The following is an 18,634-nucleotide window of genomic DNA, read 5'->3' as shown; positions in this document are numbered from 1 at the left end:
GAATTTTGGAGTATGACTCAATTACCGATTTTGATCCCTACTTCCCTACATTGTTACAAAAATTGTAGGGTACTATGATCAAATAGATACGATTGCTTAAATAAAGCTTGGTTTAATGTCTTATAGATCAATCACCCAACGCAAAAACCTTTACTTATCGCTGTATTATTGCATAGTATAGTCAATTGAGGAGAAGTTGGTGACGTCGTCGCTCAATACTCGCCTATTACTTATCACACTACTGGACAAAAATACTAAGTTGATTGTAAATCATATAATTTAAGCAATTTTATAATAACTATCCCAAATGATAAGCCACCGCTTTCAGCTTTGGAATCATAGTGTTTGACATATACTAAAGATATCCCTAAATGATTTTGCTCTCTCTAAAATATTCTATTTGCTAGCCTTTTCAACCCTTGATACATTTTTATCCAGTAGTGTGATTACTTATAGGCGTCGCTCCATCGTTCCTGCTACCCAATTCTCCTGAATTGACTATACTATAATGTAAAATTTTTAGTTATATCATCATATCTCTTCAATCTAGATAATATAGGTTCTAAATCAGACAGCTTAATCATACAAGGTCCGTCACTTGGAGCATTATCTGGTTCTTGATGAACTTCCATAAAAACACCAGCGACTCCAACACTAATAGCTGCTCTTGCCAGTATTTCAACATATTTCCTCTCGCCACCACTACTATTGCCTATACCACCTGGCTGCTGAACCGAATGGGTTGCATCGAAAATTACTGGAGCTCCAGTTTCTGCCATAATTGGCAAACTACGCATATCTGATACTAATGTGTTGTAACCAAAACATACTCCCCGCTCGGTAAGCATGATATTCTTAGCCCCAAAGCTTTCCAGCTTAGTATGAACATTCTTCATATCCCAAGGAGCAAGAAATTGTCCTTTTTTCACATTAACTACCTTATTGGTCAGTGCGGCAGCCCGCAATAAATCTGTTTGTCTACATAAAAAAGCGGGAATTTGGATTATATCAACAATTTCAGCAACCCTAGCACATTGACCCTCTGTATGAACATCGGTAAGAATGTGACAATTAAAGGTTGATTTTACCTTATACAAAATTTCTAGCCCTTTGTCAAGCCCACTACCACGAAGACCATTAATTGAAGTTCTATTTGCTTTGTCAAATGATGATTTGTAAATAAATGGTATGTTAAGTTTAGCCGTAAGAGTCACAAGCTTGTCTGCCATAAATAGTGCATGATCTAGAGTTTCTATTTGGCATGGACCAGCAATCAAAATAAATGGTAGAGCATTGCCAATTTTGATATTATGTAAGTCAATTATTTTTTGCATAAGTACAGTGGCTCCTTAAATTCTATTTCGCAATAGGCAAGCTAGATTCTTGTTGCTTATCATCAACTTGCTCTATTTTCTTAATTATTCCCGAATTCTTCTTAGAAGACAGATTAGCCAGAATAACAGCGTTAATCATAAATAACGTGGCAAGTACTACCGTAGTTCTAGTCAAGAAATTAACCACCGTCCGACCTGCAACAACACCCATAGTCCCATTACCACCACCAATACCACTTAATCCATCACTACCAGTCTTTTGCATCAAAATTACAATAATTAGCAATATTGCTATCACAATATGAACAAAAAGTAATATATTTATCATTTTTTAAAAACCCTATAATTTAACATTTGAACTAGCATTTGATAATCAAGTGAGGATTTGCCAACCATAACCCCATCAATATTCTGTATACTTAATATCTTTTCTATATTATCTAAATTTACAGATCCACCATATACTAAGCTGATATTATTTGCAACTTGCCTTTGCTTGAGATAATAATTAAGAGCATCAAATATTTCTGTTAATTGTTCTTGTCCAGGAGTAATTCCTGTTCCTATAGCCCAAATTGGTTCATATGCTACTATTAAATTTTGTTCACCTACTATATTTGGTAAAGATTCCTCTAACTGCTTTAATAAAAAATCTTTATAATTATTGTTTTGTCGTATAGCTAAATCCTCTCCAATACAAATAATAGGGGTGACTTGAGACTCCAAACAATTTTCTGCTTTTTGTCTTATTAATGCATTAGATTCTTGTAAGAAATTTCTTCGTTCACTATGACCAACAATAGAGTAATTAATTTTACTCAGTTTTAATAGTAAGCTAGAATATTCTCCAGTGTAACTCCCCTGCCCTACAAATCGACTGACATTTTGTCCACAAAACTCTAAAAATTTGAATTTGTCAGATAGATAAGCAAGATAAGGAACAGGAGGAGCTATAATAAGCTGATTATTATACTGTTGTTCTGTAAGCTTAGTACAAAATTTAAATGCCTCATCTAAGCTCATATGCATTTTCCAATTAACAATAATAAGTTTTTTCATAAAAATTACTTGCAGATATTAGTGGACGAACTATTTTAGTGTATTATAAACACTTAAAGAAGAAAAATTTTATATTTATGTTAAATAATATTAGAAACGCTGCTGATAGTTTTGTAATGCGTATTCTACTTGGCGTAATTGCCTTCGCCTTTGTTGGATGGGGAATTAAAGATGTATTACATACTAGCAATAATTTTGATTTGATTACCTTTTCTGATGCAAATAATATTAGCCAAGAAGATTTTCTAAAAGAAAAAGCCGAACAAATTCGGGCTATTCAAAGACAAAGTGACACAAATCTTAGTGAAGAAGATATAAAACAGTTAAATATTGATAATTTTATTATTAAAAAACTTATCAATAACCGTATTATCAACTATTTAGTTAGCTATTATAATTTAGATTTAACTGATGATACTGTGATCGAGTTAATTAAGGAAAATCCTAATTTTAAAAATGAACAAGGTCTATTTGACATAGAGCGATTTAAAGGTTTTTTAAAAAATTCTTACATTAATGAAGAAGATTATTTTTCTGACATTAAAGAACATACTTTAAAGAATCTTCTAATTAGTATTTTTATAGAATCATTTCCTACACCAAAGATAATGGTCAAAAATATTGTAGATTACATAGCTGAAACAAGAGATGTAGAACTTGTACAAATTGATCTACGACGTCAATCTAAAGACTTAGTAATAACTCCTCCAACCACATCGCAATTAGAAGATTTATACCAAAACAACCTAACATTGTTTGAAGTACCGGAAAAACGTAATTTGTCTTATGTAAAAATATCAAGTGAAATGTTATGCCAAAAAATTCATAATAATGATAAGGAGTTATTAAATTTTTATCAGGACAACAAAGAAGAATTTGCTAATAAAAAGTTTAGCGAGGTCAAAAAACAAGTTAATGAATTACTGCAACAACAAAAAGCAGAAGAATTGAAACTATTAATGATTAAAAATCTAGAAGATGACGTTGCATCTGGCTCAAGTTTAACAGAAATTGCTGGGAAATATGAACTACCCATACAAAATTTAGAGTCTATAAGTTATCAGGATTTAGCAGTTAATAAAATTGATATTGCCCAAAATGCAGACAGTATTTTCGATCTTGCAGAAGGGGAATTATCATATCCAATAGAATTAACTGAAAAAGGAGCTTTTATATTGGTTGAGATTAAGTCTATTCAACCAAGCAAAGTGCAAGAATTCTCGGTAGTTAAAGAGCAAGTACAGAAACTATGGAATGAACAATATTTAAAAGGTCTAAATTTAAAAACCATAGAAACTATTGCTAAAGAGTACACCCCAACTAAGAATAAAGAATTTTTGAAAGTTATTACTAGCCAATCTACAGCTTTTTCTAGATCTGAAATTCATAATAATCATCAGCTACCAGCAGAATTATTATCAGCAATTTTCCGGACTAATATTGGCTCCAATACTCCAGTTTTTCAGTCAAAAGATAAGGCGTATTTTGCTTATATAAAATCAAGGAAAATTGATAAGAAAAAAAACCAGGAAATTCAGAAAAAAAATGAGAAGGATATTGCAAGAACCATACAAAACAATGTTATTGATGAGATGATTAGCTATGCTATCAAGAAAAACAAAATGAAACAAATGGGGTCGTGAACTATGCAATAACGAAGATAGATATTTTTGCTTAGGTAAAGTAAAAAACATATTTTAACTGTTCTATTTACCACTAGAAGGCTGCCCCTGCAATAACTAATTAATTAGTTATCGTAGGCAGCCTCCTAGCCCCAATTTTTGCTGAATTTACTATATATATGAAAATAATTGATTGCCTAACCATTGCTGCCCTCTAATTGACAGTAGGGGATAAACTTGTTGTTTAATTTTTTGATAATATTGTTTTATATAACTTATTTCATCTTCGTTTAGCATTTTATAATCTATTAACTCATTTGCATAAGGAACCATGGTAAGAGTATCAAACTCTAAATAATTTACATCCTGTAAGCTATTTCTGATATACATCAAATTTTCTATTCTAATACCAAATTCGTTGATTTTATAGTAACCAGGCTCATTAGACACAATCATACCTGGTTGTAAAATCACGTTACTACGTAAATTAATATTTTGTGGCCCTTCATGGACATTTAAAAAGCTACCAACCCCATGACCTGTACCATGCGGATAATCTTGCCCATCCCTCCACAAAAATTGTCGAGCTAATACATCTAAATGGCTTCCTGTAGTAATATTGACCGGAAACTTAATCATCGATAGAGCAATATGTCCCTTAAGAACTTGAGTATAACGTAATTTTTGCTCCTCGGTAGGGTCACCTATAGCAAAGGTTCTGGTTACATCAGTAGTACAGCCTTTATATTGTCCACCAGAATCAATTAATAATATACCTTTACCTAAGATTTTTTTTGCTTGATGGCTTGTTGCTCGGTAATGAATTATCGCACCATTTTCCTTAAAACCACATATAGTTGGGAAACTATTCGTAACATATTGATCTTGCTTATATCTAAATTCGGTTAATATTTCTCCTAAATCATACTCAGTTTGATCTTGTAAATTTGGTAGCTCAAACAAATATGCCAAAAATTCACATAGTGCTACCGCGTCATTAATATGAAAATTAACTGCGTGTTTAATCTCAATATCATTCTTAATTGCTTTCGATAGTTGACAAGGGTCGTTAATTTTTTCTACTAGTTTATTATTGAGCAAATCCATAATGTAACTTGAGGCAAAATTTTCATCAACGAGAACCTTATTAGCATGACCCAATATACCGGCAAATCTTTCTTCCGATAAAATAGTTATGTCAGGACGAGCAATCATAATTTCTTGATTAGCTCTATTCGGGTTAGTAAATAAATATAGTTGGTCTTGAGTGATTAGAACTATAGCGAGCATCAATGGTGAATATGGAGTGTCACTTGCTCTGAGATTTAATAGCCAGCATATTGAATCTGTTGAAGTAACAATCATCGTATCGGCGGAATATTTAGTTAGTAGATTGCGGCATATGGCAATTTTATTACTATATGATTGACCAGAAAATTTATCATCATGAATATATATTTTTGATGATGGCTGATCAGGTTTATCATACCAAATTTGGTCTATCAAATTATCAGATATCTTCTGTAAACGGGATCTTATTTTAGCAAATGTTTGTAACTTAACATTAGTAAAGAGTTTCGAATCATATCCCAATATACCATCATTACCTAAATAGTCATCCCAAGGAAAATGTGCTAAATCTTTAATATCAAAAATCTTAAAAGTTTCTTGATCTAGTTCATGTTTACTTTGTTCTAGATAACGACCATCTGTAAAAAATACCGCCTTACCTTTGCAGATCACCGCAATACCATTTGATCCGCTAAAGTTAGTTATATATTGCAGTCGCTTAGCACTTTGATGAACATACTCATTAAGATATTGATCGTTACATGATACTATATAGCCATCTATTTTATACTTAGCAAATAGCCCTCTAATATTACGGATACGTTCTTGCATCAAATAACCTACTATTTACCCAAAAGAATTATCTGCTTCTTTCACTATGCGGTTTCTTAGTTACAGAGCTAACATGGCGGGGTGCAGCTTTTTCATCAGCCGGAACCTTAGATATATCATTTTTGATAGATTTGCCGATAAGTTGAGCAGCTTTTAGAACTTCAGGACTTAGGTTTTTTATGTTATCTAAAGGTTTTTCTATCTGCTGTTCTCTTGCGAGATTCGGAGTTCTACCAATCATCCCATCAACAGACACTTTAAAAAAATCGGCAAGAAGTACCAATGTAACACTAGATAGCATTTTTTGAGTATCATCTTCTTTTAAAAAAGGACGTAATGCATCTTCACTAAGACCAAGTTTTTTCCCTAACTCAGACTGAGTTAAATCGTTTTTGCTTAGCTCCTTATTGATAAAACTCCTTAAATTAGCACTTAATTCTTCAGGAGATAGTTTAGCATATTGTTGTTTTTCTCCAGAGTCAAATTCCTCTCTACCCAACAATTCATTGACAGAGCATTTAAAATAATCAGCTAGTTTGAGTATGTTTTTTATCTCAGGACGCCGATTATCTAGCATCTTCCTCATAGTAGTTTCAGGAACATCTGAAGCCTCAGCTAGTTGACCTACCTTTAGCCCTTCCTCCTTCATTTTTTTATTAAGGAAATCCTTTATATTTTCAAACCAACCCATTAAACATAATCTTTTATAAATTTATCCGTGAAAAACGGTTTTTTTCTTGACAAAAAAAACCTTATAATAAAGTTGTTTGTCTTACCAAATAAATTTAATAAACTCTTTTAGTAAGATAAACTTTAGGAATCGTAACCATTTTATATATAAATTCAACCACTTGTCAATATGTATAAGTTGAATATAAGAAAAATGTTACTAACCCTAAAAAACCCAATCATAAAAGGAAATGCTTTATGAATATATACAATATTTATCTGATAATCAAATATATTATTGCTTATTTAGCAACTTTTTTATTAAAAATGCAACCTAAATTATTATTTTACTCAACAATTAATAGGAATATTTTTCCTATTATCATAATCAGGGGGTTTTGTGCAAAATGATCTTGACGAAAAAACATTCGATGCAAAATATGACAAAGATCTAAAACAACTATATAGTAAGATTATAGCTATATCAGGTTACATAATTGCTATGAGATCAGATTGTCTAAAAGAAGCCAGAAAGACTGAGGCTACTCTAAAGATTCTAGTCAGACGTACGTATGACATTAGAGGTGGACTTTGGATATGTTTGATTACTATATGGTTTTTAGTTGTACTTTTTTTGCAAAAAAACTTTTAGCTAATATAGTCAATTTAGGGGAATTGGGTAGCAGGAGCGATGAGGATGCCTATATAGTCAATTGATGAAAAGTTGGTGACGTCATCGCTCAATGCTCGCCTATTACTTATCACACTACTGGACAAAAATGCTAAATTGATTGCAAATCATATAATTTAAGCAACTTTATAATAACTGAATCAAGAGAATATTTAAAACAACTATAAGATTGTTTAATTAATTTTATTCCTAATTGAAGTACGGAATAAGCCCTGCACCCTAATGCTTTCTTCATTTTGATTGGTTGTTTTAGTTCTTCAATTGACCCTATTTTTATAGTTATCGCATAAGCTATAAATATGCATTTAATAAAACTTTCAAATCTCACTTTGTCCTTTATATGGCTATCCTCCATTCGAAACCCATTACTCTTGCATCCTTTAAATGCCGTCTCGATATCCCATCTTCGTCGATATATTTTAGCCCCGTTGCTCATATTTCTCTATATACTACCGATAAATATTCTCCGCTCTCTAATTTGATATGAGCTAATTTTATTGGTATGGAATAAAACTGTGTTTCTAGTACTACAGTTGTAGTTTAGATGTGAGCATTCACGATTTTTTTGTGATGAATAAAAAAACCTGATCACCAAGAATCATTGCGAGGAGACCGTCAGGTCAACGAAGCAATCCATTTCTAATCACTTTCCTGGATTGCTTCGTCGGTCTGGCAACCACAACTGTTGAAAGTTAGAAGAGGAAGTGGTTTTAGACCGGATAGTTTAAAAGTCGTATGTGGTCCACGTCTATTAGCAAGAAAGACCNGACCTACTTGCGTGGTCTCGCAATGACAGAAAACCTATCTAAAACCCGCTTTACCTTCTAACTTTCAACAGTTGTGGTTGCCAGACCGACGAAGCAATCCAGGAAAGTGATTAGAAATGGATTGCTTCGTTGACCTTACGGTCTCCTCGCAATGACGCTTGGTGATCAGGTTTTTTTATTCATCACAAAAAAATAGCAAAAAAAATCGTGAACACTCACATTCAATCTACAACTGTAGTATTAGTCGCTACTAAAGTGGCTCTGAACTATGACGTTAAGGATAAATACTAATCGGATTTATAACGTTGCCAATTCAAGTTAATTCACTATAGTCAATTGATGGGAAGTTGGTGACGTCGTCGCTCCATCGTTCCTGCTACCCAATTCCCCTGAATTGACTATATGTCATCAGCTAATAATGTTACATCATTATTATGCACATTGTCGCATAAAGAATTATCAATAGTAATATCACTCAAGTAATCCTTTATTACTTCAAGTAAGGAGCCTGCATTTTTAGTGAATTCTTTTAAATTACTACTTATCTTAGGTGATGAATGCACTTGTTTATTGGCTAATAGATCGTACATAGTGCCTATCTCCTTATTCCGCAGTGCATACCATAAATCTGCGTTTGTTATTTTGGCACCATTATCTAACAGTATTTTTCTACAATTAGGATGATTGTCTGCAGAGGCAATATTTAATGGTGTCATACCATTATTATTAGTTACATTTGGGTTTGCCTCCCATCCTAATAACATTTCAGCTATACCAGAATAATTATTTTTTATAGCATAGTGTAATGCAGTATTGCCATTTTCATCCTGATTATTTACATTAGCTTTAGTAAGTAAATGATTTGTTAAATCTTTATTACCTGTTTTTACAGCGTGAAATAAGCCCTGCTTAAATAACGCTGATACACCACCGTAATATCCTTTATAAAAAAATTGTTTCAATAATTGCATATTTACCTCTTAATTATTAATGATTGCTTTTTTATTCTACCAAAATAACCGTTTAATACGGTTTATTTAGTTGCTGGCACTATATAATAAAATTTCACCTTATGCAAGCACTTATTTTAATAATTCTATATTTTCTTGGTTTTTAGCGTATTCTTTATTATTTAAAATCTCTCTTGCTTTAGCGAGTCTTATAAATCGTCCAAAAGCAAGAATCATAGAGTCAACAAAACCATCAAAACCAAATACCCAATATCGTCTTATAAAGAATGATTTTAGAAAATAAAAAATAATTTCTGTAGCAATTCTTATTTTTGATGGATTCCTACCTAGTTTGACGAAATCTTCTGCCTGCTCGGAAGAATAAAAATTTGCCTTAGCTACCATTTGCTCAATTGACATGCCAGACCTATGATAAATTATACCATTTAACTCATAGATTTTGTCTTGTGGGTTAATATCTGGGTTAAATAACACCGAATCATGAGTAGTAGTACTCATATTATTAGAAAAACTACTATATTTACGGTTATATAATCTGATGAATTTATGATAAGGAGCAAAGCGACGAACTTTATGATCGTTACGGTGCAATATAACATTTTTAGTACGATAAGCTAAATAATTATCTTGAATATTTGAAGCAAATATAAATTCTATTTCATCCTGTAATTCTTTTGACAGCTCTTCATCAGCATCAATATTTAATATCCAATCATTCTGACATAAATTTTCACCAAAAGTTTTTTGTTTAACATAACCACTCCATTCGTTAAAAATTACTTTGGTTCCTAAATCTCTAGCAATTTGTACTGTATTATCAGTGCTACCACTATCAACAACAATAATCTCATCGACAATGCCCTTAACACTGTTGATAGCTCTTGTCACTCTAGCGGCTTCATTTTTTGTGATAATAAAAGCTGAAATCTTTAGCATATGACCCCTTATACTCGATAATCAAGTTTTTTGCAGAGCTTATAACTATAGTCAATTCTTCTGAATTGACTATAACAATCTACTTAACTGTAAAGGTAAAGACTAGTTCATGTTTTTAATTTTTTGAGATAATTTACTGATTTTACGTGAGGCGGTATTTAACTTGATAATATTATTTGTTACGCCTTTCATTATTTCAGATTGTGCAACAATCAACGCTAATCTGGCCGATTCTTTTGAACCGCTAGCAACTTCTTGCAAAACTTTTTTTAAATAGGTTTTAATTCTACTCGCTCTATTCTTATTTATTAAAGTTTTTTTAATTGTTTGTCTTATTGCCTTTTTTGCTGATGAATGATTAGCCATATTTATTATTTTCCTACAGATTCATTAATTTTGTTCTTCATGATTATGACTTTCTGCTTGTGGAGTCATACAACCTTTACTATTTACATCTCTATCAACGAACTCAATATAAGCCAGTGGAGCCATATCGCCATAGCGAGAACCAGCCTTTATTATCCTAGTATATCCACCTGGACGTTCACTATATCTTTTACCTAAAACGCTAATAAGTTTTTCAGTTGCCACTTTATCTTTGATTTTAGCAAGCACCATTCTTCTAGTGGCTAAATCAGACTTCTTAGCCTTAGTTACTAGTACCTCAATATAAGGTCTAAGCTCTTTAGCTTTAGGTAAAGTTGTTTTTATTTGCTCATTCATCACAAGTGCCACAGCCATATTAGCAAACATCGCCTGCCTATGACTACTTGTTCTGTTGAGTTTTCTACCCTTAATTTTATGTCGCATATTGTTACCTTAAATTAATATGGATCTTCGTAACGCTTAGATAAATCCTGAATATTTTCAGGAGGCCAGCCTGCTACGTCCATACCAAATTTCAAGCCAAAAGTGGCTAATATATCTTTGATCTCATTAAGAGATTTTCTACCAAAATTTTGAGTTCTCAGCATTTCTCCTTCCGTTTTGATAACAAGATCTCCTATATAGATTATATTATCATTTTTCAAACAATTTTGAGATCTGACAGATAATTCTAATTCCTCAACTTTTTTCAACAAGGCTGGATTAAATGATAATTCTTCTAATTTATCCTGCTTATCTTCCATTTGTTCTTCAAATGTAATAAATAATTGCAACTGATCCTGCAGAATTCTAGAAGCAATGGCTATAGACATTTCAGGAGAAATACTACCATTAGTTTCAACGATCATAATTAGCTTGTCATAATCTGTAACCTGACCAACACGTGTATTATCAACTTTATAAGTAACCTTCCTTACAGGACTAAATAACGCATCTATTGGGATTACCCCAATAGCAGCTTCTGAATCAACATTACTCACAGCAGGAACATAACCTTTTCCTGTCTCACACACTAGTTCCATTTCAAGCTGGACTCCTTTTGCCAAGGTACAAATCATATGATTAGGAGTTAATATCTCCACATCATGACCTGCCCCAATCATACCGGCAGTCACCACACAAGGTCCAGTAGCACTTAATCTTACAACCTTCTTTTCGGAAGAATGCATCTTAATGACTAAGGACTTAAGATTTAAAACTACATCAACTAAATCTTCTTTAACACCAGGTATAGCAGAAAATTCATGCACCACCCCTGGTATTTTTATCGAAGTTATTGCAGCACCCTGAAGAGAAGAAAGCAAAATTCTCCTCATAGCATTACCTATTGTTAGACCAAAGCCTCTCTCTAGAGGTTCAACTACAACTTTTAATATATTAGTATTCTTATCAGGACTGTCATACACGATCTTCGGCTTGATCAGTGAGTTCCAGTTTTTATTTAATGATAACATTATTTACTACCTATCTCTCTACACTCTTCTTCTCTTTGGCGATCTAACACCGTTATGAGCAACGGCTGAAACATCCAAAATTGAGGTAACTATAAAATTTTGACTAAACACTGCCCGCATAGCCGATTCTCTTTGCGCCCCTGCCCCTTGCACTCTAATTGAAACAGTTTTAAGACCATGCTCTTTTGCTGCTTCTGAGGCTTTATCAACAGTTATTTGAGCAGCATAAGGAGTAGCTTTTCTAGCCCCTTTAAAACCATGTGTACCGGCTGTTGAGAACGCTATAGCATTACCTTGCACATCTGTAAAAGTCACAATAGTATTATTAAAAGTTGTTTTTATATGAACAACACCAAGAGTGATATTTTTTCTTTTTTTCTTGATCTTAGTATTAGCCTGACTCATTATTATACCATATTACTTTGTAACTTTTTTCTTACCGGCAATTGCAATAGCTTTGCCTTTTCTTGTTCTAGCATTAGAATGAGTATTTTGTCCTCGCACAGGCAGTTTTCTTATATGCCTGAGACCTTGGTAACTTCTAATATCTTTTTTCTTCTTGATGTTAAGAGTTACTTCTCTTCTTAAATCACCTTCTACTTTATATTCTTTTTCAATAACACTACGTAAAACAATAAGTTCTTGATCAGTTAAGTCTTTAACCATTTTACTCTCAGATATCCCAGTCTTCTGACAAATTTTTCCTGCAGCAGAAGAGCCGAGTCCATAAATATATGTTAAACTCACTACTAATCTTTTGTTTGCTGGAATGTTAACACTCGCTATTCTTGCCACAAATAATCTCCAAATTTTGATAACAACCAAAAGGGAATAATATAAAAATATCCCTTAAAGTCAAATAATTTCTAACATTTTATCTAAAACATCTTCTACTTCTTGCTTATCCTTACTTGCATCAACAACATAGAATTCACTATTATCTCTATAATAGCTAAGTAACGGATAAGTTTCTATCTTATATTCTTCTATTCTATGTTTAATAGTCTGTTCATCATCATCTTGTCGATGAATGAACTTATCCGATCCACAAACATCACAAACATTATCAATCTTAGGTTTAATAAAGTAACTATTATAAATTTGTTTACAATTTGCACAACTAAATCTACCCAAAATCCTCTTAATAATTACTTGATCGTCTATCTCAAAAAACACCACTTTAATCTTTTGACTAGCAAATTCTCTAAGAAAGCTAGCTTGCTCTAGATTACGAGGATAACCATCTAGAACATAACCATTTTTATATATATCCTGAGTTAAAAACTTTTTAACTACATTATTTACCAATTGATGAGGGACAAGTTTTCCTTGTGCCATATACTGTTGAATTAACAACCCCTCTTCATTATTGACCTTTACCATTTGTCTAAATATATCGCCTGTAGACACATGAGGTAAATTTAACTTTCCTGCCAATAACTGCCCTTGAGTTCCCTTCCCTGAGCCAGGAGATCCTATAAGCACTATAATCACTTTAAACCCATCTTTAGATATATAACATAATATATACTTACCACTAAGTATAAAAGTACATTATTTTAAGAATTAGCTACAAAAACTCTAAAATATTCACAAAGCAATTTAAAAATCGCAAAAAAACAGTCTACAAACCCAAAGAGTCTATTACTCAATAATCAAATTTTTTGCAAAGCTTATAAATAGTAGGTTGTTCGAAGGAAATTTGAATATATCCAAATCACAACATCTATCTTTAAACGCAAAATTTATCATTCCAGACTACTATTGTCATTCCCGCTTCAGTGCGGAATCTAGATACCTGCTTACGCAGATATGACACTAATCAAGTTTTAATTTTTTAATTTCATTTTTTTTATTAACCCCTCATATCTATTGCTAAATAAATGAGTTTGAATTTGGGCAAATGTATCTAAAACAACATTAACAACAATTAAAAAACTTGTTCCCCCTAAAGCAAAAGATACAGAATATTTATTCATTAACATTTCAGGAACTATACATATAAAACTTAGATATATACCACCTATGACAGTTAATCTAGTTAGCAAATAATCAAAATATTCCGAAGTATTTTTACCAGGTCTTTTTCCAGGAATATATGCCCCATATTTCCTCAAATTATTTGCTGTTTCTTCTGAATTAAAAACTATTGCTGTATAAAAAAAGCTAAAAAACATTATCAACGCAACATACAACAAAATATATAGAGGTTTTCCATGCCCTAAATGGAAAGTTACTAAATTCATAATTTCCGAATTATTGCTAGAAAAATTAGCTATTGTTACCGGAAACAATAAAATTGCACTAGCAAATATTGGTGGTATTACCCCAGCAGTGTTAAGCTTAAGAGGCATATGAGTTGAATCACCACCATAAATCTTATTACCAACCTGTCTTTTTGGATATTGTACCAAAACTTTCCTTTGAGCCTTCTCAAAGAAAATTATCATGGCTATAATCAAAATAACTCCTAAACAAATAGCCATCACCACGATAGGAGACAATCCTCCACTTCTTGACAACTCAAACATACTTATAATAGCACTTGGTACTCCAGATACTATACCTATAAATATAATCAATGAGGATCCATTACCAATACCTCTACCAGTAGTCTGTTCACCAAGCCACATTAAGAACATGGTACCTACAACTAAGGTGATAACAGTAGTAACCTTGAAAAAAAGCCCAGGTATAATCACTACAGGTCCAACATTAGTTACAACATGTTCCAAACTTATTGCCACACCATACGCCTGAAAAGAAGCTAATAAAACAGTTAAATATCTAGATAACTGATTGATTTTTCTTTTACCAGCCTCGCCTTCTTTTTTTAAATTCTCTAACGGCTTGTAGGCTATTGACATCAATTGAATAATAATTGATGCAGTTATATATGGCATAATTGCTAAAGAAAAAATAGACATCCTACCTAGAGAACCACCAGATAGCATGTTAAACATACCAAGTAAACCAGATTGGTTCTGTTCAGCCACACTGCTCAACGCAACCGAATCAATACCCGCTATAGGAATAAATGAACCAAATCTACATATTATAAGAGCTAGAATAGTAAAAATAACTCTATTAGCTAAGTCTTTATTAGATTTTTGTGTGGATTTTAAGCTCATAAATTACAATATTTGACCACCAACTTGCTCAATTATCTTTTTAGCAGATGCCGAATAAGCATCTAATTGAAACGATAAGGGACTATTAAATTCACCGCTGCTAACAGATAATAATTTAACCAACAACTTACTATTCTTAATTAACCCTACTTCAACTAACTTATCTTTTGTGATAACTTCCGTTGAATTCAAACGACTTTCTGATATTAAAAATTCTATATCGGCAATATTCACTACATTATATTTCTTAGAACTAGGACAATTAAACCCTCTCTTTGGTAATCTTTTAATCATTGGCATCTGCCCGCCTTCAAAACCCTTGATAGCTACACCAGATCTAGATTTTTGACCCTTAACACCTCTACCGCATGTTTTGCCTTTACCGCACCCAATACCGCGTCCTACCCTTTTTTTATCTCTCTTGGCACCAAAATTGTTAGATAACTCATTTAACTTCATTTTATAAACTCTAATTTATATTTTCTACTTTTAATAAATGTTGTACCTTTCTGATCATCCCTCTAATAGAGCTTGTATCTTTTAAAATAACAGATTTATGCATTTTATTTAAACCCAAGCCTATCAAGGTTTCTTCTTGATCATATTTACGACCTATAGTACTACCAATTTGGGTAACTTTAACTTTTGCATCATTCATTTTTTCTTTATCACTATTCATAAATTTCTACAACCCAATTATTACTTATAACATTACTTTAACAAGAAACTATAGCTATAGTCAATTGATGGAAAGTTGGTGACGTCATCACTCACCGCTCGCCTACTTATAGGCATAGAGTTTTGCAGGAGGTCTAATGCTTCATGCCACTAAAATAACTCACTCTAAGTGACTGCTCACTAATAGCCCAGTTTGATTCGCCTCATCCCAGATTTCACTGGTCTTCCACAATTGCGATATCTTTTTATCAGCCCCCTAAAGAATATAGCTCAAATTATTCTGATATTACTTCTTGTTGCCCTTTTATAGACTGAGTCGATATCTCATTTAAGTTCTTCCCTCTCCTTTCAGCAATATTCTTTGGAGAAGAAAGTTGAGATAACGCATCAAAAGTCGCAGCAATCATTGCATATACATTACTAGACCCTAAAGATTTAGCAACAATATCATGAACCCCTAAAGAATCAAAAATAGCTCTCATAGCACCACCAGCAATAACACCAGTACCCGCCTTGGCTCTTCTTAAAATGACCTTTGCTGCTCCACTTTTACCAATAACATCATGGTGAATGGTTCTGCTCTGATAAAGAGGAACCCTAATCATATCTTTCCTTGCTTCTTGGGTAGCCTTAGCTCTAGCCTCTGTTACCTCTTTCGCCTTACCATGACCATAACCAACCTTACCGGATTTGTCACCAGCTACAATACAAGCAGAAAAAGAGAATTTTCTTCCACCTTTTACTACTTTAGTAACTCTGTTTACATCCACCAAAGTTTCGGTTAATGCTTCACCCATATTTTTTTTAGCTTTAGCCATTTCTTAAACCTAAAATTAGAAATTTATTTTCTTTCTTGCTGCATCAGCCAATGCCTTAACAACACCGTGATATTTATAACCACCCTTATCAAATACAACCTCTTGCACTCCTTTAAGCGATGCTCTTTCTCCTATCAACTCACCTACTTTTGTAGCTGTACCAACATTACAGCTAGATTTTTTTAACTGTCTAATTTCTTTATCCAAGGTTGAAGCAGAAGCAATAGTAATTGACTGTTTGTCATCTATAACTTGTGCATATATATGCTTTCCAGATTTAAAAATAGACAATCTGATTCTGTTTGATACCTTTGATATCTTAGACCGTACTCTAGCCTTTCTTGTCTCAAATCTTAACTTTGAACTACGCATACTTAACTTTTAACCCTTAAATTTTAGTTTTTCTTACCTTCTTTTCTTTGAACATACTGACCCTTACGTTTAATACCTTTACCCTTATATGGCTCAGGCGGTCTCTGCTTTATAATAATTGATATAAACTGACCCAGTTTTTCTTTATCAACACTTTGCAATATAATCTGATTCTGTTTAGGAGCGGTAACTTTTATATTCTGAGGTATCTCGATTTTAGTATTATGACTTTTAGCGAGCATTAAGTTTAAATATTTATCTTTCACCAAAGCCTTATAACCAACACCATTTATTTCAAGCTCTTCTGTAAAACCTTCACTAACACCTTTCATCATACCATTTATTATACTTCGTGCCGTACCCCACATCGACCTAGCACCTTTAGTCTCTGCTAATGGTTTAACAACAAGCTGATTATCTTGCAATGAAATTGCTATATTCCCGGCAAAAGTCTTTGATAATTCTCCCTTAGGACCGACAACATTGACTTTCAACCCATCAAGCTCAACTTTTACCCCTTCAGGTACAGGGACTGGCAATTTTCCAACACGTGACATTTTTATACCTTAAAACACTTTACAAATTACTTCACCGCCAATCTTTTGGCTATGTGCTTCTCTATCAGATAACACGCCTCTAGAAGTAGAAAGAATATAAATACCCATATTGTTATAATATCCTTTTAATTTATCAATGGAAGAATAAATCCTCTTACCTGGTTTTGAAACTCTATTTATTTCACGTATAGCAGGTTTTCCATTAACAGAATATTTTAAATCCACCTCAATGTGACTTATATTATCATTCTTAACAACTACATACTCTTTGATATAACCTTCTTTTTTTAAAACATCCAAAATAGCACATTTTATTTTTGAAGAAGGTAGAGATATACTCATCAATTTACTTTTTTGACCATTTCTAATTCTAGTCAACATATCTGCTATATTATCTGTCATTGACATACGATAAACCTACTTTTTACCAACTTGCTTTAACTAAACCAGGAACCAATCCCTTACTACCAAGCTCTCTCAGCTTATTTCGTGATAAACCAAATTTACTGTACACTCCTCTTGGACGCCCAGTAAGTTCACACCTATTTCTAACTCTATTCATAGCTGAATTCCTAGGTAACTTAGCCAGAACCATCACTAGCGAAAATCTCTCTTCTAAAGATAACTTTTTGTCGTAAATCTTGTCTCTTAACTTAGCACGCTTATTATACAAACTTTGTGCCATCTTTCTTCGTCTATTATTCTTTTTTATAGAACTTACTTTAGCCATCTTCTTTCTTCAAAAATTAATTATAAAAAGGCAAATTAAAGCCTGAAAGTAATGATTTACCCTCTTCATTATTTGTAGCACTTGTAACAATCGTAATATCCATACCACGAATTACATCTATCTTATCGTAATTAATCTCTGGAAAAACAATTTGCTCTTTTATCCCAAAAGTAAAATTACCTCTACCATCAAAACTTTTACTTGAAAAGCCTCTAAACTCTTTTATACGTGGTAGAGCAACAAGTACTAGCCTTTCAAGAAAATCATACATTCTATCTTTACGCAAAGTAACTTTGCAACCAACTTTCATACCTTCACGAAGTTTAAAAGTAGCAATAGACTTCTTTGCCTCAGTTACCAAAGGCTTTTGCCCTGAAATTAAAGTTAGATCATTAACAGCATGATTAATTATCTTAGAATCAGCAACCGTTTCACCAACTCCCATATTAACAACAATTTTTATAACCTTAGGTATCTGATGTTTATTATCATAGGCAAACTTTTTTTGTAAGCTTGGGATAATCTCTTTACCGTATAAATCTTTAAACCTGAACAA

General features: G+C 32.7%; 26 protein-coding genes. 3 read left to right on the top strand and 23 right to left on the bottom strand.

All coding sequences use genetic code 11. The features are described from left to right. Positions 1 to 503: 503 nt before the first annotated feature. From kdsA to RiCNE_RS01790, 3 genes are read right to left on the bottom strand one after another with little or no spacing between them, the layout of a single operon-like run. Positions 504 to 1,334, bottom strand: coding sequence for a 3-deoxy-8-phosphooctulonate synthase (kdsA, locus tag RiCNE_RS01800; protein WP_094648921.1), 831 nt, complete (start codon positions 1,332 to 1,334; stop codon positions 504 to 506). Between the two features lie 22 nt (positions 1,335 to 1,356). Further along, positions 1,357 to 1,662, bottom strand: a complete 306-nt coding sequence (secG, locus tag RiCNE_RS01795; protein WP_094648920.1) for a preprotein translocase subunit SecG — start codon at positions 1,660 to 1,662, stop codon at positions 1,357 to 1,359. Further along, positions 1,659 to 2,393 (bottom strand): triose-phosphate isomerase, encoded by a 735-nt coding sequence (locus tag RiCNE_RS01790; RefSeq protein ID WP_094648919.1) that lies wholly within the window; start codon positions 2,391 to 2,393, stop codon positions 1,659 to 1,661. The genes secG and RiCNE_RS01790 overlap by 4 nt, the downstream gene beginning before the upstream one ends. Positions 2,394 to 2,470: 77 nt before the next feature. On the opposite strand from RiCNE_RS01790, the gene RiCNE_RS01785 reads away from it, so the two are divergent. After that, positions 2,471 to 4,036 (top strand): peptidylprolyl isomerase, encoded by a 1,566-nt coding sequence (locus tag RiCNE_RS01785; RefSeq protein WP_094648918.1) that lies wholly within the window; start codon positions 2,471 to 2,473, stop codon positions 4,034 to 4,036. 150 nt (positions 4,037 to 4,186) lie between these two features. On the opposite strand, the gene RiCNE_RS01780 is transcribed toward RiCNE_RS01785, so the two are convergent. Both RiCNE_RS01780 and RiCNE_RS01775 read right to left on the bottom strand, forming a co-directional pair. Then, complete coding sequence (locus RiCNE_RS01780; protein ID WP_192866915.1) at positions 4,187 to 5,917, bottom strand: aminopeptidase P family protein; 1,731 nt, start codon at positions 5,915 to 5,917, stop codon at positions 4,187 to 4,189. 28 nt (positions 5,918 to 5,945) lie between these two features. Continuing rightward, positions 5,946 to 6,608, bottom strand: coding sequence for a helix-turn-helix domain-containing protein (locus RiCNE_RS01775; RefSeq protein WP_094648916.1), 663 nt, complete (start codon positions 6,606 to 6,608; stop codon positions 5,946 to 5,948). A gap of 236 nt (positions 6,609 to 6,844) precedes the next feature. On the opposite strand from RiCNE_RS01775, the gene RiCNE_RS07410 reads away from it, so the two are divergent. Further along, a complete protein-coding gene (locus RiCNE_RS07410) occupies positions 6,845 to 6,997 on the top strand; it encodes a hypothetical protein (protein WP_157905646.1) in 153 nt (50 codons plus the stop codon). After that, a complete protein-coding gene (locus RiCNE_RS07765; protein WP_094648915.1) occupies positions 6,987 to 7,238 on the top strand; it encodes a hypothetical protein in 252 nt (83 codons plus the stop codon). Before RiCNE_RS07410 ends, RiCNE_RS07765 begins: the two co-directional genes overlap by 11 nt. Before the next feature lie 130 nt (positions 7,239 to 7,368). On the opposite strand, the gene RiCNE_RS08470 is transcribed toward RiCNE_RS07765, so the two are convergent. The 18 genes from RiCNE_RS08470 to rplE all read right to left on the bottom strand — a co-directional run bounded on the left by RiCNE_RS08470 (position 7,369) and on the right by rplE (position 18,634). Then, a complete protein-coding gene (locus RiCNE_RS08470; RefSeq protein ID WP_094648914.1) occupies positions 7,369 to 7,713 on the bottom strand; it encodes a transposase in 345 nt (114 codons plus the stop codon). Positions 7,714 to 8,442: 729 nt separating this feature from the next. After that, positions 8,443 to 9,015 (bottom strand): ankyrin repeat domain-containing protein, encoded by a 573-nt coding sequence (locus RiCNE_RS01760; protein WP_094648913.1) that lies wholly within the window; start codon positions 9,013 to 9,015, stop codon positions 8,443 to 8,445. A gap of 111 nt (positions 9,016 to 9,126) precedes the next feature. After that, positions 9,127 to 9,951: a glycosyltransferase family 2 protein gene (locus tag RiCNE_RS01755; RefSeq protein ID WP_094648912.1), complete on the bottom strand. Its 825-nt coding sequence runs from the start codon at positions 9,949 to 9,951 to the stop codon at positions 9,127 to 9,129. Between the two features lie 102 nt (positions 9,952 to 10,053). Continuing rightward, positions 10,054 to 10,317: a 30S ribosomal protein S20 gene (rpsT, locus tag RiCNE_RS01750; RefSeq protein ID WP_094648911.1), complete on the bottom strand. Its 264-nt coding sequence runs from the start codon at positions 10,315 to 10,317 to the stop codon at positions 10,054 to 10,056. A 24-nt stretch (positions 10,318 to 10,341) separates the two neighbouring features. Next, a complete protein-coding gene (gene rplQ, locus RiCNE_RS01745; RefSeq protein ID WP_094648910.1) occupies positions 10,342 to 10,761 on the bottom strand; it encodes a 50S ribosomal protein L17 in 420 nt (139 codons plus the stop codon). A gap of 14 nt (positions 10,762 to 10,775) precedes the next feature. Continuing rightward, positions 10,776 to 11,792 carry a DNA-directed RNA polymerase subunit alpha gene (locus RiCNE_RS01740; RefSeq protein ID WP_094648909.1) on the bottom strand — a complete coding sequence of 339 codons (1,017 nt, stop codon included), beginning with the start codon at positions 11,790 to 11,792 and terminating at the stop codon, positions 10,776 to 10,778. 18 nt (positions 11,793 to 11,810) lie between these two features. Then, positions 11,811 to 12,197: a 30S ribosomal protein S11 gene (gene rpsK / locus RiCNE_RS01735; protein ID WP_094648908.1), complete on the bottom strand. Its 387-nt coding sequence runs from the start codon at positions 12,195 to 12,197 to the stop codon at positions 11,811 to 11,813. Positions 12,198 to 12,209: 12 nt separating this feature from the next. Beyond that, positions 12,210 to 12,587, bottom strand: coding sequence for a 30S ribosomal protein S13 (rpsM, locus tag RiCNE_RS01730; protein WP_094648907.1), 378 nt, complete (start codon positions 12,585 to 12,587; stop codon positions 12,210 to 12,212). Between the two features lie 60 nt (positions 12,588 to 12,647). After that, positions 12,648 to 13,286 carry an adenylate kinase gene (locus RiCNE_RS01725; RefSeq protein WP_094648906.1) on the bottom strand — a complete coding sequence of 213 codons (639 nt, stop codon included), beginning with the start codon at positions 13,284 to 13,286 and terminating at the stop codon, positions 12,648 to 12,650. Between the two features lie 335 nt (positions 13,287 to 13,621). Further along, a complete protein-coding gene (secY, locus tag RiCNE_RS01720; protein ID WP_094648905.1) occupies positions 13,622 to 14,923 on the bottom strand; it encodes a preprotein translocase subunit SecY in 1,302 nt (433 codons plus the stop codon). A gap of 3 nt (positions 14,924 to 14,926) precedes the next feature. After that, positions 14,927 to 15,382: a 50S ribosomal protein L15 gene (rplO, locus tag RiCNE_RS01715; protein WP_094648904.1), complete on the bottom strand. Its 456-nt coding sequence runs from the start codon at positions 15,380 to 15,382 to the stop codon at positions 14,927 to 14,929. Positions 15,383 to 15,392: 10 nt separating this feature from the next. Next, positions 15,393 to 15,581: a 50S ribosomal protein L30 gene (gene rpmD / locus RiCNE_RS01710; RefSeq protein ID WP_375330537.1), complete on the bottom strand. Its 189-nt coding sequence runs from the start codon at positions 15,579 to 15,581 to the stop codon at positions 15,393 to 15,395. Positions 15,582 to 15,876: 295 nt separating this feature from the next. Continuing rightward, positions 15,877 to 16,419, bottom strand: a complete 543-nt coding sequence (gene rpsE, locus RiCNE_RS01705) for a 30S ribosomal protein S5 (RefSeq protein WP_094648902.1) — start codon at positions 16,417 to 16,419, stop codon at positions 15,877 to 15,879. 15 nt (positions 16,420 to 16,434) lie between these two features. Continuing rightward, entirely contained in the window at positions 16,435 to 16,791 is a 357-nt protein-coding gene (gene rplR / locus RiCNE_RS01700) for a 50S ribosomal protein L18 (protein WP_094648901.1), read from the bottom strand. A gap of 23 nt (positions 16,792 to 16,814) precedes the next feature. Further along, positions 16,815 to 17,348 (bottom strand): 50S ribosomal protein L6, encoded by a 534-nt coding sequence (gene rplF / locus RiCNE_RS01695; protein ID WP_094648900.1) that lies wholly within the window; start codon positions 17,346 to 17,348, stop codon positions 16,815 to 16,817. Between the two features lie 9 nt (positions 17,349 to 17,357). Then, complete coding sequence (gene rpsH / locus RiCNE_RS01690) at positions 17,358 to 17,756, bottom strand: 30S ribosomal protein S8 (protein WP_094648899.1); 399 nt, start codon at positions 17,754 to 17,756, stop codon at positions 17,358 to 17,360. A 16-nt stretch (positions 17,757 to 17,772) separates the two neighbouring features. Continuing rightward, positions 17,773 to 18,078, bottom strand: a complete 306-nt coding sequence (gene rpsN, locus RiCNE_RS01685) for a 30S ribosomal protein S14 (RefSeq protein WP_094648898.1) — start codon at positions 18,076 to 18,078, stop codon at positions 17,773 to 17,775. Between the two features lie 16 nt (positions 18,079 to 18,094). Continuing rightward, positions 18,095 to 18,634 carry a 50S ribosomal protein L5 gene (gene rplE / locus RiCNE_RS01680; protein ID WP_094648924.1) on the bottom strand — a complete coding sequence of 180 codons (540 nt, stop codon included), beginning with the start codon at positions 18,632 to 18,634 and terminating at the stop codon, positions 18,095 to 18,097.

It is taken from the genome of Rickettsia endosymbiont of Culicoides newsteadi, assembly GCF_002259525.1.
In the GTDB taxonomy this organism is placed as follows: Bacteria; Pseudomonadota; Alphaproteobacteria; order Rickettsiales; family Rickettsiaceae; genus Tisiphia.
The sequence above is the reverse complement of the archived record's forward strand: the minus strand, read 5'-3'. Positions and strand labels throughout refer to the sequence as shown.

Bases quoted from the DNA above. Each gene is read 5' to 3' on its own strand.
- kdsA (WP_094648921.1), bottom strand. From the start codon at position 1,334: ATGCAAAAAATAATTGACTTACATAATATCAAAATTGGCAATGCTCTA.
- secG (WP_094648920.1), bottom strand. From the start codon at position 1,662: ATGATAAATATATTACTTTTTGTTCATATTGTGATAGCAATATTGCTA.
- RiCNE_RS01790 (WP_094648919.1), bottom strand. From the start codon at position 2,393: ATGAAAAAACTTATTATTGTTAATTGGAAAATGCATATGAGCTTAGAT.
- RiCNE_RS01785 (WP_094648918.1), top strand. From the start codon at position 2,471: ATGTTAAATAATATTAGAAACGCTGCTGATAGTTTTGTAATGCGTATT.
- RiCNE_RS01780 (WP_192866915.1), bottom strand. From the start codon at position 5,917: ATGCAAGAACGTATCCGTAATATTAGAGGGCTATTTGCTAAGTATAAA.
- RiCNE_RS01775 (WP_094648916.1), bottom strand. From the start codon at position 6,608: ATGGGTTGGTTTGAAAATATAAAGGATTTCCTTAATAAAAAAATGAAG.
- RiCNE_RS07410 (WP_157905646.1), top strand. From the start codon at position 6,845: ATGAATATATACAATATTTATCTGATAATCAAATATATTATTGCTTAT.
- RiCNE_RS08470 (WP_094648914.1), bottom strand. From the start codon at position 7,713: ATGAGCAACGGGGCTAAAATATATCGACGAAGATGGGATATCGAGACG.
- RiCNE_RS01760 (WP_094648913.1), bottom strand. From the start codon at position 9,015: ATGCAATTATTGAAACAATTTTTTTATAAAGGATATTACGGTGGTGTA.
- RiCNE_RS01755 (WP_094648912.1), bottom strand. From the start codon at position 9,951: ATGCTAAAGATTTCAGCTTTTATTATCACAAAAAATGAAGCCGCTAGA.
- rpsT (WP_094648911.1), bottom strand. From the start codon at position 10,317: ATGGCTAATCATTCATCAGCAAAAAAGGCAATAAGACAAACAATTAAA.
- rplQ (WP_094648910.1), bottom strand. From the start codon at position 10,761: ATGCGACATAAAATTAAGGGTAGAAAACTCAACAGAACAAGTAGTCAT.
- RiCNE_RS01740 (WP_094648909.1), bottom strand. From the start codon at position 11,792: ATGTTATCATTAAATAAAAACTGGAACTCACTGATCAAGCCGAAGATC.
- rpsK (WP_094648908.1), bottom strand. From the start codon at position 12,197: ATGAGTCAGGCTAATACTAAGATCAAGAAAAAAAGAAAAAATATCACT.
- secY (WP_094648905.1), bottom strand. From the start codon at position 14,923: ATGAGCTTAAAATCCACACAAAAATCTAATAAAGACTTAGCTAATAGA.
- rplO (WP_094648904.1), bottom strand. From the start codon at position 15,382: ATGAAGTTAAATGAGTTATCTAACAATTTTGGTGCCAAGAGAGATAAA.
- rpmD (WP_375330537.1), bottom strand. From the start codon at position 15,581: ATGAATGATGCAAAAGTTAAAGTTACCCAAATTGGTAGTACTATAGGT.
- rpsE (WP_094648902.1), bottom strand. From the start codon at position 16,419: ATGGCTAAAGCTAAAAAAAATATGGGTGAAGCATTAACCGAAACTTTG.
- rplR (WP_094648901.1), bottom strand. From the start codon at position 16,791: ATGCGTAGTTCAAAGTTAAGATTTGAGACAAGAAAGGCTAGAGTACGG.
- rplF (WP_094648900.1), bottom strand. From the start codon at position 17,348: ATGTCACGTGTTGGAAAATTGCCAGTCCCTGTACCTGAAGGGGTAAAA.
- rpsH (WP_094648899.1), bottom strand. From the start codon at position 17,756: ATGTCAATGACAGATAATATAGCAGATATGTTGACTAGAATTAGAAAT.
- rpsN (WP_094648898.1), bottom strand. From the start codon at position 18,078: ATGGCTAAAGTAAGTTCTATAAAAAAGAATAATAGACGAAGAAAGATG.